Below are 16,884 nucleotides of genomic sequence, written 5' to 3'. Positions count from 1 at the left end.
ATATGATATACGAATTGCTCCATGACTAAAGTCATTTTCGCAATTCTGCAAATATTCGGAAACCGCTAATTTACTGCGTAAATTGCTTATTCCTCATATTTGTTCGGGTCATAAAGTCAAAATGCTTAACATGCAAGCATGTACGCATTTTTGACTTTTGACCCCATATCATATAATAGATTACTTTCTGTATTCCTTCTCCACGAATTCACGGAGCTTGACCATTGCTCTCTCAACCTTCTCGGTGTCGATGCAGTAAGCCATGCGGAAGTATCCCGGTGCTCCGAAGCCGTCGGCAGGAACAAAAATGAGATCGTAGTCCTTGGCCTTCTTGCAGAACTCCACAGAGCTCTCCTCAAGGGCCTTTGGCATAATATAGAAGGTTCCGCCGGGCTTAACAACAGTGAATCCCAGCTCCACCAAAGTATCGTAAATGATGTTCATATTGGTCTCATACACTGACAGATCCGCAGTCATGCCGCATACCTTGGCAACTGCCTGCTGAATGATTGAAGGCGGGCAGTTATGACCCGTTCCTCTTGAGATCTGGCCGCACATTGGAACGATGAACTCAGCGCCCTCGCAGGCAGGATTAACCGCAACATATCCGATTCTCTCTCCGGGAAGTGACAATGACTTGGAAAAAGAGTAGCAGGACAGCGTATGGTCATAGAACTTGGAAACATAAGGCGCATCGGCACCCTTGAATACAATCTCTCTGTAGGGCTCGTCTGACAGAAGGAAAATGGTATGTCCAAACTCCTTGGACTTAGCTGCCAAAATAGCTGCCAGTTTCTGCAGGGTCTCTGTGGAATATGCGATTCCTGAAGGATTGTTCGGTGTATTGATAAGAACCGCAGCAGTCTTCTCCGAGATCATCTCCTCGAACTTATCAAAGTTGATCTGGAAGGAGGTGAAGTCAGCCGGAACAAGACTAAGCTCCAGGCCTGCCCCGTTTATATATGGTCTGTACTCGGGGAAGAAAGGCGCAAAAGCAATTACCTCATCTCCGGGATTGGTCACAGCGCGAACCGCATGGGAAATAGCGCCTGCTGCACCTGTTGTGGGGAAAATATGCTCAGGACCGTAGTTCATTCCAAAGCGCTCATTAAGTGACTCTGCAATCTTCTCCTTGAAAAGAGGATTACCAAGGCTTGGAGTATATCCGTGAAGAGTCATTGTGTCCTCTTCCTGTAAAAGACGGATCATCTCATCAGTAAATTCCTGTGGAACCTCAACACTGGGGTTACCGAGACTGAAATCAAATACGTTCTCATAGCCAATCTCTTTTCCCCTTGCCGTTGCATATTCGGATAATTCTCTAATAACAGACTTTGCTGAAAGCATGTCTTTATACTGCTGGTTTATCATAACGATCCTCCTGCAAAAACTATTTTCCTGTTATTTTACTACAGCATAGTAACGGGTTAAAGTCTTTTCTGATTTATAATTTCCAAGTCCCGTAATCACAACCTTTATGCGGTCCCCGACCTGGGCTTTATCCTTGGATGTAAGCTCCTTGCCGGTTGATGCATTATAATACCTGGTCTCATAATCCTTGCCGGATGCAAGCTTGGAACCGTTGGTATCCTTAACAACAATAGATGCCCTGTAGTTATTGACCTTATTCTTGTACTTCACATCCTTGGCAGTAGCCTCGCATACATCAATAGAAGAAACCTTGATAGCAAAGGGTCTGGCAATGGTTCCTTTGAAGTTCCCTTTTCCCTTGATCTTCACTGTGGGAGCTTTTTTGCCATTTTCATCATGTACTTTGGTGTTATTGCTATAGCTCAGGGTGTAGTCCTTGCCCTTAACAAGAAGGACTTTGCTGCCACCTTCGGGCTTGAAATATACTTCAGGCTCGATAACTGTCTTACCCTTGGTGTAAGCTACAGGCTTAAACGGCTCAACTATGATCCTGCCCTGGGATACCGCGTCCTCATTAAATGCTGCGGCACTTATCTTAAAGTTCTTCTTGATGATTCCTGTGCAGTTGCCCACGCCGCGGATCACAAGAGTTGCAGTGCCGGCATTTACATTCTTCAGATACTCATAGGTGTAATCGTATTCCTTGCTGTCGGAGTAATACATTTTACTGTAGTCTGCGTTGGCACATCCATTAAGCTCTGACTTATAGCCTGCAAGCTTACACTTAATCTTAATGCTGTCTGCTGTGATCTCACTGCCGGTGTAGATCTTGCCGGAGGAAAGTCCTGTGACCTCAATATCAGACTTACTGATCTTGTGAGGTTTTATCTTAAAGGTTACTGTCTTGGTTCCGTAAAATCCGCCGGCTTCAAGACCATAGATATATACGTAGCCGGTTCCGGCCTCCGTGATATTTCCATAGCGGATCCTGTAGTGCTTGCCTTCTGTAAGTACCTTGCCCTTGTGCTTCACCACAATTTTGTCAATTTTAGCAGGTCTTCCTGTAAATGTGACGTTCTTTACTCCGGATACGGTGGCCTCTGCAATGAGCTTGTTGTTAGTGATCTTCTCTACGATAGTATACTCATCCTTATAGTTGCCCTTGCCCGTAACCCTGATATGGTATACTCCGGGCTCCTTATAGGCTCCGTCCACATCCTCGTCTTCATAGGTGACAGTATATTCCTCGCCCTCTTTTAAAGGCTCATATTTACCGCCTTTATAGAGCATCGGGTCAGGCTTGAACTTCTGAACTTTCTTGTTGTATTCATAGGTGATCTGCGTGGTCTTGCGCAGGTTCATTATGGAGGTAAAGCTCTTTGGTTCAATTATCTGCTTGTACTCAAGGGTTCCCTTGCAGTTATTTATTCCGGTAAGTCTTACTGTGTAGGTACCGGCGTCCACAAAAGGTCTCTTTGAACCGCTCTCGACAAACTCTGTATTATAGTTCTTACTATCAAGAGTTAATGTGTACCCATTTCCCTTATCAAGACGAATACTCTGTGACTGTTTATGTTCATAACCATCATATGTCCAGGTATAGTCCTTAAGGGGAATAAGATTTTCAGCTTTGCTGATATCAAGCTGAGTAATATGTATATTGGTAGTCAGCTCTCCGACGCAGTTGCCCTTTCCTTTTACAAGAACCTGGTAGTCGCCCACATCGATATAGGCACCTTTTTTGCTTCTGTCCACAAACTCGACGGTGTAATCCGTGTTATACTCCAGGACTTCAAATCCATCTCCATAGTTGATGCTTATCTTAGGAGCTATTAAATGAGAGGATGCATCATATACATAGTACAGGTCCTTGTTATATTTTATATTGTCAGTGGCAGTTGAGAAGTCAAAAGCATCAGCAATTATCCACTTTGAGAATATCCTGGTCTTATACTTTACAGGAGTTGAAAAATCATAGGGCTTAGTCAGCTCCTTATCCTCATACCAGCCAAGGAATCTTGCGCCCTTCCTGGCCACTCTCTTATATTTCGCACACTCTCCGTACTTTACGCGCTCTGTGGCGCCGGAATAGCCGCCGTCATACATCTTCTCCAGATCATAGGGAACCCAATATACGACCTCGCACTCAGCCTGGTTTGTAAAAGCATAGAGCTTAACGTCATCCATCGGCACTTTATTAAAATCCCATTCATACTCTTCTTCCAGCTTAGGCTCTATAAACCATCCGATGATCTCCACGCCTTCCTCAAGTCCGGTGACTTTAGGCGCAGTTATTTTTGAGCCCACGGAAAGCTGTGTCGTATGCTCGGTCTCATCAGGATAAACAAAAGTAATATTGTGATTGCCATAGGGCACAAATTTAATAGATTTGTAGTACTCAGATGCAGAATAAGGCCAGCCTTTTCCCGCAGGATAGTTCAGGGTAACGTCATACTTCTTATAAGACAGATATTCAAAGAATCTTCTTACATCAGGAAAATAAGCGCATTTAAAAGTAATTGTCTTAAACTTCTCACCCATATAAGAATAGCCGTAGCTCTTGTTGTCAATCGCAGAGAGCTTTTCTCCCAGCACCAGTTCTGTGATGGAGGTTCCTCCAAAGGCTCCTACTCCCATAGACTCAATTGCCGGAAGCTCCACCTTACCGGTTATGTCCTGACAATCACGAAAGGCTCCGTTTCCAATCTTGGTAACCCCCGGCAGGGACAGTTGTCCTTTCAGAGTGGAGGCTTTAGAGAAAGCTGAGCATCCGATTGTCTTAAGGGTGTCAGGAAAAGTAGTGGAAAAGGTCATCTTTTTTACATCAGCAAAAGCTCCCTCTCCGATATACTCAATCTTATCCCACTTAACATCCAGGGCCATGCTGCAGCTCTGGAAAGCATAGTCTCCGATATGCTTAACTCCTTTGGGAAAAACATTGGAGGTAGCCTCCCAGGTATTTGAATATGCAAAGGCCTTATTACCGATATAGCTACAGGTTGTGGGCAGAGTAACCAGCGGTGCGTGAACGCTGTAAAAAGCATAGTCTCCAATCTTTTCAAGATTAGAGGGCAGAACCAATGGATACTTCTTATAGTCCCAGTTATTTACATTGCCCATGCCAAAGAAAGCATAGTCACCGATACTTGTGATCCTTGAATCAAATTTGATACGATCCATGGATATTCTCTCAGGATACCAGTCAGGGAGACTTGTAAGTGAATAGTCATACATAGGACCTGAGCCGGTAAATTCAAGGATCTTATAGGTCCTACTTCCCGATGTAGTGTTATAGGTCTTCCAGGTGATATTCTCTCCTGCCTTGCCACTTGACTTGTATCCTTCTTCTCTCCAGGTAAAGCCATGTTTGGTCAGCTGGTTGGCGGCTGCAATGGACTTTTCATTATAGGTCTTATTGCCTGCAGGATAATATATAAAACCGCATCTGTAGTTAAAACAGTCTTTGCCAAACCGGGGCATATCACCCTTAAAGGTTATATTTGAACTGACGAATGTATAGGAGAAGTCATAGCCCAGTCCCTTTTCGCCGATAGATTTAAGTGTTTTGGGAAAAACAAATTTTTTGCAGCCCTGGAAAAAATACATTCCTTTGTCTTCAATCTTCTCCAGACCTTCGGGCAGTACCAGCTCTACAGCAACCGCACCCCAAAAGCATTCCTCCGGAATGACCTTTACTCCTTTACCAAGAACGAAGGTTCCGCCTACCTGCTTATCGTCTATAGTAGAAGCGTTGTACAGCTGACAATAGCTAAAGGCTCTCTTTCCGATCTCAGTTACGGAGTCAGGCACAACAAACTTCTCTACCTTGCTGTTGAAATAGGTATACATAAAAGCATGATCACCAATGCTCTTAAGGGTATTGGACAGATAGATACTTTCTAAAGCCTTTTGATGATTGACAACCTTATAAAAAGCATAATTACCTATTCTTGTGATGCCGTCAGCTACTGTGATGCTCTTGATCTCCTTGCCGTACCAGGGAGCCGGATTCTCCTCGGAATAGTCATACATGTCACCGGTACCACTGATCTTAAGAGCGCCGGTGGATGCATTATAGCTCCAGGTAGCACTGAAGCCGCACATGTCAGCTGTATTAGCCTGAAATTCTGAATCATCAGTATCTTCTGCAGTCGCATCGTAGGAAGAGTTACCGGAAACGCTGTCCTCTTCCAGTTCAATTTCTTCAGCCTCTTCATCTTCAAAGACACGGATATCGTCCTCAGAGAGTTCTTCCACAGGGCTCTCTTCCGGAAGCTCTTCCTCAGGCGCTTCAGAGTCCTGTGGCTCTTCGTATTCCGGGTACTCAATTTCAGGAGATTCAGCTTCCAGATGCTCACCGATTACCTCAATCTCCTCTTCTTCATATTTCTCTTCTGCAAAGTTGTCTTCTGTATAATCGTCGGACTCGACGAAATTCATGTTGCCGGCACCGGTCTCATACTGTTCCTGTGCCGCGTAGACAACACCTGCAGGACTTACTGCAGATGTCACAGACATAGATAGTGCCATCCCCAACAGCACTATTTTTCTTATTGCTTTTTTCATACAATGCTTCTCCCAAATTTCTTGCAAAATTGTGCCTGTATTCTAGCATATTGCGATACTTTTGGGAAGAAGAAATTGGCGGAAGAGCAGGTCTCCATTTAGTCAGCTTTCAGCAACAATTCCTGCATTCTCTCCACAATATTCTCGGTATCCTCAAGAAGCTTCTGTGCAGCCTTCTCGGAGCTGCCTTCTTTTTTGTATTTATAGACAAATACCGGTGTTCCGGCGCTGTGGAACTGCATTGAACCCTTGTAACCTGAAATGAATCCGGGAATCTTGCCGGGATCTATCTTGGCTGCAGGACTTATCTTAAGCTCGATAATTCCGTCTCCGCCCTTGATCTCCAGAAGGTACAGGGCATGGGCCCTTGTGCGGAGCAGGGATATACGTAGAAGGTTCGTTACAGTCTCGGGGACCTCACCGAATCTGTCCAGCAGCTCATCTCTCATATCGTCGCATTCGCCCTGGTTCTCCAGACTTGCAATCCTCTTGTAGATCTCCAGTTTCTGCTCTTCGTTCATGATATATGTATCAGGAATAAAGGCGCTGACATCAAGATCAATACTGGTGTGGATGTCCTCCAATGTATAGTCCTTATCTTCCTCGCCCAGGTCTGCACTCTTTTTGTGCCTTACGGCTTCACCCAGCATCTTACAATACAGATCGTAACCTACGGCCTGCATGTGCCCGGACTGCTTTCTTCCAAGAAGACTTCCGGCTCCACGTATCTCCAGGTCTCTCATGGCAATCTTGAAGCCGCTACCAAGGTCAGTAAATTCACGGATAGCTGAAAGACGCTTCTCCGCGATCTCTTTTAACATCTTGTCCTTCTTATACATAAGGAAGGCATAGGCAGTCCTGTTGGAACGACCTACACGGCCCCTTAGCTGATAGAGCTGGGACAGTCCCATCTTGTCAGAATCATGGATGATCATGGTGTTAACGTTTGGAATATCAAGTCCCGTCTCAATGATGGTGGTGGACACCAGCACATCGATGGTTCCGTCGATGAAGTCGTACATGATGCGCTCCAGCTCCGACTCCTTCATCTGTCCATGGGCAAAGGCCACATTGGCCTCCGGCACGAGCTTCTGAATCTGAGCCGCCACATCAGCAATGTTATTGACCCTGTTATAGACATAGTAAACCTGCCCGTTTCGTGACAGCTCTCTCACAATGGCCTCACGAACAAGCTCGTCGTTGTACTCCATTACATAGGTCTGTATAGGAAGTCTGTCGTTGGGCGCCTCCTCCAGAACGCTCATTTCCCTGATACCCACCAGCGACATGTGAAGGGTTCTCGGAATAGGCGTAGCGGACAGCGTCAGAACATCAACGCTCTCCTTCATGGTCTTGATCTTCTCCTTGTGAGTTACACCAAAGCGCTGCTCCTCATCCACGATAAGAAGTCCAAGATCATGATACTGCACGTCCTTGGACAGGATTCTGTGGGTTCCGATGACGATATCCACAAGACCTTTTTTTAGGTCTGTCACAGTCTTTTTCTGCTCAGCGGGGGTTCTGAATCTGGACATAAGGTCCACCCTCACCGGGAAGTTTCTCATTCTCTCGGAAAAAGTGTTGTAGTGCTGCTGCGCAAGAATCGTTGTAGGCACCAGAACTGCCACCTGCTTGCCATCCTGTAGAGCCTTGAAAGCTGCGCGAATAGCGATCTCCGTCTTACCAAAGCCAACGTCTCCGCAAATAAGCCTGTCCATGATCTTGGAGGACTCCATATCCCTCTTGGTATCCTCAATGGCCGTCAGCTGATCCTCCGTCTCCTGATAGGGGAAGGCATCCTCAAACTCCTGCTGCCACACCGTGTCCTTGCTGAACTCATAGCCGATGGCCTGCTGCCTCTTTGCATAGAGATCCACCAGGTCCTGAGCAACCTCTTCAACGGCAGCCTTGACCTTACTCTTGGTGTGGGACCAGTCGCCACTCCCCAGCTTGTTAAGCTTAGGCTTGTGGGTAGTCTCGTCGTCTCCGCCGGAGGCATATTTCTGGATTACAGACAGGCCTGTTGCCAGAACGTACAGATTGCCGCCACCGCCGTATTCCACCTTGATGTAATCCTTTACCACGTGGTCCGTCTCAATCTTCTCTATTCCGCGGTATATTCCAAGGCCGTGGTCCTCATGAACCACGTAATCGCCTATCTTAAGGTCAGCAAAATCAGATATCTTCTCGCCCTTGTACTGGCTCTTTTTCTTCTTTTTCTTTTTGACATGCTCGGTAAAAATGTCACTCTCGGCAATTACTGCGAACTTGATCTCCGGGTACTCGAAGCCCTTAAGGATCCTGCCGTAGTAGGTCATTATCTCGCCGCATTGCAGCGTCCTTCCCGGATCCTCGCTGTAGAAAGCAGAGACCATATTTTCTCTGAGATCCTCAACTATACGCTTAGCCCTGGTTCTGGAACCGGACAAAATAAGAACCCTGTAGCCCTTTCTGGCGTACTTCTTAAGATCACTTACCAGAGCGTCAAAGCTGTTATTATAAGCTGCGATACTTCTGGCACTTATCTCAAAGCTCATCTCCGGCTCAAAAGCATTCTGGGCCTTAGGCATCTGCAGCGCAGAAATAAGCACCCTTCTGCCGTTACCCATTCTGGCAATACAGTTCTCCACTGAGTAAAGAAGATCCATCTGCCCCGGAAGAATATAACCCTTCTCTGCTCTGTGGGTCATGCTCTCCCCAAACTCCATCTCAACAGCTCTTGCATGCTCCAGCACGTGCTGCGGCTCGTCAATAAAAATGCAGCTCTTTCCCTTGGGGAACATCTCCTGCATTGTAACCGTATCTCCGTAAAAATATCTGATGTAGCTCTCTAAGTTAACGCCGCAGTGGAGCTCTAACAGCTGTTCCTTGAGTTCCTCCACATTGGTCTTAAGCTGGTGGGCCTCCTTGGTCTTAAACTCTCCGCGAAGCCTTGCCACCATTTCCTCAGCCTCATCCTCTATCCTCTTAAGTCCCTCATGAAGACGCTTGTCATCCATTATGATCTCGGAGGCCGGATATATCTCGATGGACTCCAGTTTCTCCAAGGATCTCTGGGACAGGATATCAAAGCTTCTGATGGACTGAATCTCATCTCCCCAGAGCTCTATTCTGTAGGGATTTTCCTCTGTCAGGTCAAAAACGTCCACGATGTCGCCTCGAACCGAGAACTCGCCGGGACCTTCTACCTGGTAGTTTCTGACATAGCCCATCTCCACCAGCTTTTTGCTGATCTGAATTTCATCGATTGGCCTGTGCCTGTCGATGGGAAGGATGTGCTCCTTGATGATCTCGGGCTTTATCTGAGGCGCCATAAGGGCAGCGAAGGTGGTGACCACCGTCACGGGCTTACCCTCTAAGAGCCTTCTCATGCAGCGTATTCTCTGCCTTACTATCTCATTGGAATGAACATCTGCCTGGTAAAAGATAAGGTCCTTGGCGGGATAGACTGTGACATTCTTGTCGTAGAATTTATAGTCCTCATATATCTCTTTTGCCCGAAGATCCGAGTAGGTAACGATTATCCTGTACTTGAACTCGGAGCCGATACCATTGATAAAATGAAGCTTCTGGGAATCCACACAGCCGCTTACTTCCGCGCAGGCAAAGGGCTTGTCCAGAAATTTATTCAGTTCTTCAAACTGCGGTAGTTCATGTAAAGGTGTTAAAATCGCTCTCATACTTTATTCCTGTTCTTATTCCTTCTTGCCGTTGAACTTGTTCATTGCGGAGTCGACGCCGTTTTCCATGATCTCCACGACTGCGTCGGCAGCCCTTGCCACTGACTCCTTCATTGTAGCTGCATCTTCTCCCTGGAAGTGACCAAGAACCCAGTCCACCATATCGTATTCCTTGGGTTTCTTGCCAACGCCCACTCTGACGCGGCTAAACTCGCTGTGGCCCAGCTGAGCTATGATATTCTTAAGTCCGTTGTGACCACCGTGACTTCCCTTGGGGCGGATACGAAGATTCCCGGGATCCAGCTCCACATCGTCGGAAATGACGATGAGCTCCTCCTTTGAATCCACCTTGAAATAGTCGCACAGGGGCCTTATGGCCTCTCCGCTGAGGTTCATATAGGTAAGGGGCTTAACAAGCAGTACCCTGTTGTTTCCGATTCTTCCTTTTCCGAAGGCAGCCTTGAACTTGGTCTCTGTAAGGCCAATATTATATTTATCCGAAAGGGCATCTATTACGTCAAATCCCACGTTATGTCTTGTTCCAAAATACTTTTTCTCAGGATTTCCCAAACCTGCAATAATAAACATTCTTCCTGATTCCTCTTCCTTTTCTTTTACAAAAATTCCCCTGATAAATTTAAACATAATCTCCTCCCAAGTGCCAGGCACCGAAAAAAAGGGGGCTTAAAAATTTAAGCCCCCTAAAGTATCATTTTTTCCCAATATATGTCTTAAGCTGAAGGTTACTCAGCTGCAGGAGCAGCCTCTCCATCTGCGGTCTCCTCGACGTCAGCCTCTTTATCAAAGGCCTCAAGAATGGTGTCCTGTAAAACCTTACGCATATCTGAATTGATTGGGTGCGCAATATCACGATACTCACCATCTGCAGACTTCTTGCTGGGCATTGCGATGAACAATCCCCTCTCGCCCTCAATCACCTTGATATCATGAACTACGAATTCATTATCAAATGTAACTGATACTACTGCACGCATTTTTCCCTGCTTAGCAACTTTTCTGACACGAACATCTGTAATCTTCATTATTTTAACCCCCTCTTGGTTAAGATTTAAAGTGTCGTTATCGGGTTACTTTATTAAGTTTATTATAATACTTTTTAACGGTATTTTACAAATATTTATGTGTTTTTATGATATACCTGACTTTGAAGACCTATATCATAATACATATCTCTCGTTGTTCTCAACTACGATCTTGATTCCATTATCTTCCTTGTAGTAGGAGTTGGCCTGGATGGTTCCGTGGCTCTCCACGATACAGTTCTCAATATGTGTATTGTCCCCGATATACACATCGTTGAGGATAATAGAGTTCTTGATGTAACAATTGTTGCCGATGAAGGCTCCCTTGAATATCACGGAGTCCTCAATGGTTCCATTGATGATACATCCACTGGAGATAAGGCTGTTCTTAACGTTAACCCCCACGTTATACTTAGCCGGCGGAAGATCTACAACCTTAGTGTAGATTCCCGGATACTCTCTGAAGAAGTACTGTCTTACCTCGGGCTTGAGGAAATCCATGTTGGTTCTGTAATAATCCTCAACCGATGCGATGTTGTTCCAGTAATCCTTGATCTTGTATCCGTAGATGCGCTTCATATCCTTGTATCTTACCAGGATGTCCCTTACGAAGTCGTATCTCTCTTCCTCTTCAGCTCTCTCGATAAGCTCGATGAGCTGTCTCCTTCTGATCACGTAGATACCGCAGGAGATGGTGTTGGATCTTGATACAACAGGCTTCTCCTCAAACTCTTCGATACGGCTCTCCTCATTCATGCGGATAGTTCCGAATCTCTCGGTATCAATGTCGGCCGGCATATCCTTGCAGACAACGGTGATGTCGGCCTGTTTCTGAATATGGTATTCAAGGAGTTTGGCGTAGTCCATCTTGTATACGCAGTCGCCCGAAGTAATGATAACATAGGGCTCGTGACAACTCCTTAAGAAATCAAGGTTCTGTGCAATGGCATCCGCTGTACCTCTGTACCAAAGGTTACCCGATGCCTTAACCGCAGGAGTGAAAACGTAAAGACCACCCTGCTTACGTCCGAAGTCCCACCACTTGGATGATGAAAGATGTGTGTTAAGACTTCCTGCATTGTACTGTGTAAATACGGCAACTGTCTGGATATGTGAGTTGGTCATGTTGCTGAGGGCAAAGTCGATACTTCTGTAAAAACCTGCCACAGGCATAGCACAAACGGCTCTTCTCTTGGACAACTCCTGCATTCTGCTACTGCTGCCACCTGCTAAAATAATGCCAATCGCCCTCATGTCAATCACCTGCCTTATCTAATGTTCTGCCGCTGTCGAGAACTCCGTTAGGATAATCCTCCAGGGTAGTTATTCCGGAAACCATTGTATTCTTACCGATCTTCACATCGTTTGGAATAACAGATTTCTCACCGATAGTGCAGAGACCTTCACAATATATACCGGGCTTGGTCTCGTTGGGCTTCTCTTCAAAAGCGCCTAAGGTAACACCATTTCCGATCTTGACCTTCTCAGCTACGATGCCCTTCTCAATGGAGCATCCCTCGCCGATCTCGGTCTCGTTCATGATGATGGAATGGGATATAACTGTATCCTTGCCGATCTTAACACCGGGTCCGATAACGGAGTTGTAAACCTTACCGTAGATCTCACAGCCCTCACCTACGATGCTGCGCTCAATGGCGCTCTCAGGGCCCATGTACTGAGGCGGCTGAACATCGCTGGCGGTGTAGATCTTCCAATATTCCTCATAAAGGTTGAACTCAGGAACGATATCGATAAGCTCCATATTTGCTTCCCAATAGGAAGTAAGAGTTCCGACATCCTTCCAGTAACCGTCGAATTCGTATGCATAAAGAGACTGACCCTGTTCCTTGCAATAAGGAATAACGTGCTTACCAAAATCCAGACCTGCCTGGTCCTTGTTCTTGATAAGAGCCTCCTTAAGAGCCTTCCAGCTAAAGATATAAATACCCATAGATGCAAGGTTAGAGCGAGGATGCTCGGGCTTCTCCTCAAAGTCGATGATGCGCTTGTTCTCATCCGTGATCATAATACCGAATCTGCTAGCCTCCTCCATGGGAACAGGCATAACAGCGATGGTAGCATCAGCCCCGCTTGACTTGTGGAAGTCCAGCATGGTCTCATAATCCATCTTGTAAATGTGGTCACCGGATAAGATGAGCACATAATCAGGATTATAATTCTCCATATATTCAAGATTCTGGTAAATAGCATTGGCTGTACCGGTATACCATTCACTGTTGGCGCTCTTCTCGTAAGGCGGAAGAACTGTTACTCCTCCGAAGTTACGGTCAAGATCCCACGGAATACCTATGCCAATGTGAGAATTAAGTCTGAGAGGACGATACTGTGTAAGGACTCCGACAGTGTCCACTCCTGAATTGATACAATTGCTAAGCGGGAAATCAATTATTCGATATTTCCCCCCAAAAGAGACTGCCGGCTTGGCCATCTTGGCCGTTAGTACGCCCAGTCTGCTGCCCTGGCCCCCTGCCAAGAGCATGGCGATCATTTCTTTCTTTATCATGTTCCACCTCGTTGCAAATTTGTCGCTTGAAACCGCAGAAAATACGACATTTTTTGAATCACCAGGAAACCGCTTTTTTCCTATATAAAAGTATATCATAAAGAATGTACTAAAAAAACATTATTGAATACTTAAATTAATAAGATTTTTTTGATTTTTCAACGTAAACGATTAAGTTATCATTAGGTCTAAAGAAGAAAGTTAAAACGGTTGATAAAATAAATGAAAGATTATTGCTTTTTAAGAAATGAGGACAAGGGATGGTCATACAGCATGAACTATTTGCGATGAATTCGAATCGCATGTATAACATGAACGTCAAGGATAGGGCCCGGGTATCGGAAAAACTTTCTTCAGGCTATCGGATACACAGGGCTGCTGATGATGCGAGTATATTTGCATTCTTCAAAGCGCAGTGCTATACTTTGTCTTGCAGTTCCGCTTCTAGGAACTATAAACATCTGTACACATCTAGGATTCATTGGCATTCGCCGAACTGATTCCAAATGACAGACAAAAAATGAAACTATGGAGGAAATGAATTGAACGAAGATCATAACCAAGAATATTTATGTAATTAGGAGCTATTTTGTAGCTAAAAGCAACATCAGAAATATTAAAATTTTGGAAAGGACACAGAATACGGCTACAATATGTTATACTAAATTGTAGCTACAAATATATACTATATAATGACTTTTACATGGGACGAGAATAAGGATGCGCTGAATTATAACAACCATGGTATACATCTTTATACTGCTGCTTACATATTCAATGATCCTTATCGAATTGAACGGCCGGATGTTTCGGCAAATAATAATACACTTGAAGTCAGGTGGCAAAGTATTGGAAAAATAGATGAAATTCTTTTTGTGGCATACGAAGAAAGAATTGGAGATGAAATACACTTGATTTCAGCAAGAATTGCCACAGCAAAAGAAAGGAGAATTTACAATGGCTATAAAAACGATGACATTGAACCCTGGAGACCAGCCTTCTAAAGAAGAAATTGAAGATATTAGAACTTCTGCCAAAAGGCCGGTAAAATATTCTAAAGATGCTCCAAAGCTGACCCCAAAAGAGCTATCAGAATTCAGGCCTGCGAATCCTGAATATTATAAACCACGGAAAGAACTTATATCGCTTCGTTTGGATGCTGTTCTTTTAGATGCATTTAAATCCACAGGTAAAGGGTACCAGAAAAGAATAAACGAAGCTTTGTGGAAAGGGGCTAAGGAGCTTGGTATTATACCGCCACAGTAAAGTTTTTTTGTCCGGGCTTACCTGCCGGAGGCGCTGCACCATGGAGAAATATAAATTACTCGCATCGTCTGGCTCAGTGATTTAGGGCACTTCATCTCCCCAGCCGGTCTCATTATTATGGTGCAAAAACATAGACAAGATGTTTTTATAATGATCAGAGCCTTCGGTGCAATGCATCGGAGGCGTTTTTTGTGGCGGGAACAGTACGGCAGGTTCTCAATGACTCATTAGGGACGGTTCTCAGTGGGGCTATGACTAGCAAATCATATTCTGATCAAGCACTTCGCGTCATGACTCAATGAGAACCGTCCCTAATGGGGCAATTAAGAACCGGATGGGGCAACAAGAACAGCACAATGAATGAATAATCCAAATGATAATCCGCGACATGCATATAACAGCATTGCTTGATATTGGCAAAAGTTGCATGCAATCTTTTTCAATATCCTGTCTGGAAGCCCGCATATTAACTGGCCTCGAGGCAGATTGGGATCTGACCCCAATTGGTATACTATGCGATGCATCAGAGACCTTTTATTGGCACAAAAAAGAGAGAGCTACTTATGTAGCCCTCTCTGTAACTAGCATTAGATCATGTTGTACTTTTTAGCAAATTTTACTTGTATTAGTTTGTAGCTGTAGCAGCAGGTGTGAAGTCAATATGTGGATTATCGGAAAGATTATCATTATCACTATCAGAGAAATATACAGTCAAAGTATCTGTAGCTGATCCCCAGAATCCATCAGCAGCATCTGAGGAAGCCTTCTTATTGCTGATAGTGATTGTATTACCAGAGCGCTTAATGTTTTTGTTATCGATAGCTTCTGCACCAAATTCAGCGCCAACCACTTCAGTATTGAATGTAAGAACGATAGATGTGCTTCCCTTTGTAGGAGTGATTGTTGCATTAGCTTTAGGATTGCCACCAACAATGCCTGCAGCCTTAGAAGCTGTAGCGCCTGTAATAGTGTAGCAGTCTCTTGTTACATAGCTAACTGTTCCTGTAGTCTGATCACTTCCCCAAGCTGCATCCTTCCAACTCCACTTAACTGTAACCTTTGGAGCTGTTGTAGCGCCTTCTTTAGGAAGCTTAATCTTAGGATTTTCACTAACATTACTTACAGCACCTGCAAGCTGAATAGGAACTGCTGTGAATGTTGATCCTGCAATCTCTGTCTTGTCATACTTCTTATTTGCATAAGTAATCTCATACTGAGCAGTTCCAGGATGAGCTGCCTTTACCTCAACTGCCTGGCTTCCACCATATGCAAGCACCTTAGTTGTGCCGGCAACTTTAAGACCCAGATACAAATCAGCATTTGCATCATCAGCAGATGCTACTGTAGAACTTGTAGCAAGGTCAATATCATTTGTTCCTTTAGTCGGAAGTTCTGCCTCAACCTTTACAAAGATGTCTTTATCTGAGCACTTATTGATGAAATATACTGTATCACTCTCATTAGCATAGCCATCTGCTGTCTTGAAATAAACACCGGTATCATTCTGAATTGTTTCCCATCCACCGGTTCTTGCACCATTAGTTGTAGCAAGAAGTCTTAATGGATCCATGGTGTATGCAAACGTTGTTGCAGAAGTAGTAGGAACAGTAACCTTAACTACAGTTGCAGGAACATAACCTTCTGATGCTCCGGTACCAGCGACTGATCCTGTACCTGCCTCGTCGCCGGCGAATGCTGTAATTGTGCTTCCAAATACCATTGTTGCTGCAAGTAAAACTGCTAAAAATCTCTGTGTTCTCATAAATGAAATCCTCCTTGATTTTATATCTCTTCCGCCTCATCATGAGTCGGTAGTTACTTTAATTAGATACTTAGGAATCGATGTTAATTGTTACTCCGACGTTTACCGTGCTTAGAGTATTCTGGTTCTCGTCAACTAGATGGTACACCATTGTGCAGTTATAACTCCCGGCACTTAGTTTCTTATCCAGTCTTATCTTGTCCAGCTCACCTCCTAACGGAATGACAGGAGACTGGTATATCGGGTTCTGATCATCGCCATCAATAAAAATATCGAAGTAGATATCATTACTGTTTGATGTATCATTAGCGACATATGCATCTTCCGATACGGAATCTCCAGTTGCAAAGTTCCAAACATTATTCATAGTCGCTGTGAAGTATCCGGGAGGGGTGTAATCTTCGCTGAAGAAATCTTCAGCAACCTCCTCTGCGTTCTCTTCACTTAGAACTACAGCACGTTTGGCCTCCTCTTTGGGTTCCTCCTTTTTTTCTCCATTTCTCCCTGTAGTGAGTAAGACGATAACGGTAACCAAAAGGATAACAATTACCACTATCCCAGCAAAGATCAAAGTCTTACCGGCTACTGGAGAGCTGCCCTTTTGTTCTGTTGCATTGCCCATTGATGTAACCTCCGACATTAGTATGTATTTCTAGCTATCTGTTATATCGT

11 protein-coding genes are annotated in these 16,884 nt (G+C 44.7%); 2 read left to right on the top strand and 9 right to left on the bottom strand.

The annotated features are described in order from the left end of the window. Window positions 1-180 precede the first annotated feature (180 nt). From G588_RS0111520 to G588_RS0111490, 7 genes are all read right to left on the bottom strand, one after another. Complete coding sequence (locus G588_RS0111520; RefSeq protein WP_022778893.1) at window positions 181-1,371, bottom strand: pyridoxal phosphate-dependent aminotransferase; 1,191 nt, start codon at window positions 1,369-1,371, stop codon at window positions 181-183. A gap of 30 nt (window positions 1,372-1,401) precedes the next feature. Beyond that, window positions 1,402-5,937: a leucine-rich repeat protein gene (locus tag G588_RS21590; RefSeq protein WP_022778892.1), complete on the bottom strand. Its 4,536-nt coding sequence runs from the start codon at window positions 5,935-5,937 to the stop codon at window positions 1,402-1,404. 98 nt (window positions 5,938-6,035) lie between these two features. Then, a complete protein-coding gene (mfd, locus tag G588_RS0111510; protein WP_022778891.1) occupies window positions 6,036-9,617 on the bottom strand; it encodes a transcription-repair coupling factor in 3,582 nt (1,193 codons plus the stop codon). A 15-nt stretch (window positions 9,618-9,632) separates the two neighbouring features. Next, complete coding sequence (pth, locus tag G588_RS0111505; RefSeq protein WP_022778890.1) at window positions 9,633-10,262, bottom strand: aminoacyl-tRNA hydrolase; 630 nt, start codon at window positions 10,260-10,262, stop codon at window positions 9,633-9,635. Between the two features lie 98 nt (window positions 10,263-10,360). Further along, on the bottom strand, window positions 10,361-10,660 hold the full coding sequence (gene spoVG / locus G588_RS0111500) for a septation regulator SpoVG (protein WP_022778889.1): 300 nt from the start codon (window positions 10,658-10,660) through the stop codon (window positions 10,361-10,363). Between the two features lie 135 nt (window positions 10,661-10,795). Beyond that, window positions 10,796-11,914 carry a glucose-1-phosphate adenylyltransferase subunit GlgD gene (gene glgD / locus G588_RS0111495; RefSeq protein ID WP_022778888.1) on the bottom strand — a complete coding sequence of 373 codons (1,119 nt, stop codon included), beginning with the start codon at window positions 11,912-11,914 and terminating at the stop codon, window positions 10,796-10,798. A gap of 1 nt (window position 11,915) precedes the next feature. Beyond that, window positions 11,916-13,184: a glucose-1-phosphate adenylyltransferase gene (locus G588_RS0111490; RefSeq protein ID WP_022778887.1), complete on the bottom strand. Its 1,269-nt coding sequence runs from the start codon at window positions 13,182-13,184 to the stop codon at window positions 11,916-11,918. A gap of 692 nt (window positions 13,185-13,876) precedes the next feature. Between G588_RS0111490 and G588_RS22100 the strand changes: the two genes are divergently transcribed. Then, complete coding sequence (locus tag G588_RS22100; protein WP_081644328.1) at window positions 13,877-14,188, top strand: BrnT family toxin; 312 nt, start codon at window positions 13,877-13,879, stop codon at window positions 14,186-14,188. Further along, window positions 14,142-14,450, top strand: coding sequence for a BrnA antitoxin family protein (locus G588_RS0111485; RefSeq protein WP_022778886.1), 309 nt, complete (start codon window positions 14,142-14,144; stop codon window positions 14,448-14,450). Before G588_RS22100 ends, G588_RS0111485 begins: the two co-directional genes overlap by 47 nt. A 625-nt stretch (window positions 14,451-15,075) precedes the next feature. On the opposite strand, the gene G588_RS0111480 is transcribed toward G588_RS0111485, so the two are convergent. Both G588_RS0111480 and G588_RS0111475 read right to left on the bottom strand, forming a co-directional pair. Beyond that, entirely contained in the window at window positions 15,076-16,212 is a 1,137-nt protein-coding gene (locus G588_RS0111480) for a hypothetical protein (RefSeq protein ID WP_022778885.1), read from the bottom strand. Window positions 16,213-16,282: 70 nt separating this feature from the next. Then, complete coding sequence (locus G588_RS0111475; protein ID WP_022778884.1) at window positions 16,283-16,834, bottom strand: hypothetical protein; 552 nt, start codon at window positions 16,832-16,834, stop codon at window positions 16,283-16,285. Window positions 16,835-16,884: the final 50 nt, after the last annotated feature.

Source organism: Butyrivibrio sp. AE3009 (assembly GCF_000420845.1).
Classification (GTDB): domain Bacteria; phylum Bacillota; class Clostridia; order Lachnospirales; family Lachnospiraceae; genus Butyrivibrio.
Note: the sequence above shows the minus strand (reverse complement) of the source record. Positions and strands in the feature narration are given on the sequence as shown.

Excerpts from the sequence above, each read along its gene's own strand:
- G588_RS22100 (WP_081644328.1), top strand. The coding sequence starts at position 13,877 with ATGACTTTTACATGGGACGAGAATAAGGATGCGCTGAATTATAACAAC.
- G588_RS0111490 (WP_022778887.1), bottom strand. The coding sequence starts at position 13,184 with ATGATAAAGAAAGAAATGATCGCCATGCTCTTGGCAGGGGGCCAGGGC.
- G588_RS0111520 (WP_022778893.1), bottom strand. The coding sequence starts at position 1,371 with ATGATAAACCAGCAGTATAAAGACATGCTTTCAGCAAAGTCTGTTATT.
- mfd (WP_022778891.1), bottom strand. The coding sequence starts at position 9,617 with ATGAGAGCGATTTTAACACCTTTACATGAACTACCGCAGTTTGAAGAA.
- G588_RS21590 (WP_022778892.1), bottom strand. The coding sequence starts at position 5,937 with ATGAAAAAAGCAATAAGAAAAATAGTGCTGTTGGGGATGGCACTATCT.
- pth (WP_022778890.1), bottom strand. The coding sequence starts at position 10,262 with ATGTTTAAATTTATCAGGGGAATTTTTGTAAAAGAAAAGGAAGAGGAA.
- G588_RS0111485 (WP_022778886.1), top strand. The coding sequence starts at position 14,142 with ATGGCTATAAAAACGATGACATTGAACCCTGGAGACCAGCCTTCTAAA.
- spoVG (WP_022778889.1), bottom strand. The coding sequence starts at position 10,660 with ATGAAGATTACAGATGTTCGTGTCAGAAAAGTTGCTAAGCAGGGAAAA.
- G588_RS0111475 (WP_022778884.1), bottom strand. The coding sequence starts at position 16,834 with ATGGGCAATGCAACAGAACAAAAGGGCAGCTCTCCAGTAGCCGGTAAG.
- glgD (WP_022778888.1), bottom strand. The coding sequence starts at position 11,914 with ATGAGGGCGATTGGCATTATTTTAGCAGGTGGCAGCAGTAGCAGAATG.
- G588_RS0111480 (WP_022778885.1), bottom strand. The coding sequence starts at position 16,212 with ATGAGAACACAGAGATTTTTAGCAGTTTTACTTGCAGCAACAATGGTA.